The organism is Lacibacter luteus (genome assembly GCF_004118265.1).
Lineage (GTDB): Bacteria > Bacteroidota > Bacteroidia > Chitinophagales > Chitinophagaceae > Lacibacter > Lacibacter luteus.
In genome coordinates, this window is record NZ_SDHW01000017.1 from 1 (window position 1) to 934 (window position 934).

At 40.6% G+C, this 934-nt stretch carries 1 protein-coding gene; it reads left to right on the top strand.

Translation table 11 applies throughout. The features are described from left to right. On the top strand, positions 1 to 934 hold a 934-nt coding region (locus tag ESA94_RS21550), incomplete at both ends, for a hypothetical protein (RefSeq protein WP_205756040.1).

A 934-nucleotide genomic window follows, 5' to 3' on the forward strand; every position in this document is an offset into this window, starting at 1 on the left:
AGTAATCAATTACCATACACATGGGATGGTCAAACATTTACAGCAGCAGGTCAGAAGGTGAAAACAGGTTTATTGAACCAGTATGGTTGCGACAGTACAGCAACATATAACCTTACAGTAAATCCAACTACATCTTCAACACAAAGCCGCACAATCTGCAGTAATCAATTGCCATATACATGGGATGGTCAAACATTTACAGCAGCAGGTCAGAAGGTGAAAACAGGTTTATTGAACCAGTATGGTTGCGACAGTACAGCAACATATAACCTTACAGTAAATCCAACAACATCTTCAACACAAAGCCGCACAATCTGCAGTAATCAATTGCCATACACATGGGATGGTCAAACATTTACAGCAGCAGGTCAGAAGGTGAAAACAGGTTTATTGAACCAGTATGGTTGCGACAGTACAGCAACATATAACCTTACAGTAAATCCAACTACATCTTCAACACAAAGCCGCACAATCTGCAGTAATCAATTGCCATACATATGGGATGGTCAAACATTTACAGCAGCCGGTCAGAAGGTGAAGACAGGTTTGTTGAACCAGTATGGTTGCGACAGTACAGCAACATATAATCTTACTGTAAACCCAACTACATCTTCAACACAGAGCCGCACAATCTGTAGTAATCAATTGCCATACACATGGGATGGTCAAACATTTACAGCAGCCGGTCAGAAAGTGAAAACAGGTTTGTTGAACCAGTATGGTTGCGACAGTACAGCAACATATAATCTTACTGTAAATCCAACTACATCTTCAACACAAAGCCGCACAATCTGCAGTAATCAATTGCCATACACATGGGATGGTCAAACATTTACAGCAGCAGGTCAGAAGGTGAAAACAGGTTTATTGAACCAGTATGGTTGCGACAGTACAGCAACATATAACCTTACAGTAAATCCAACAACATCTTCAA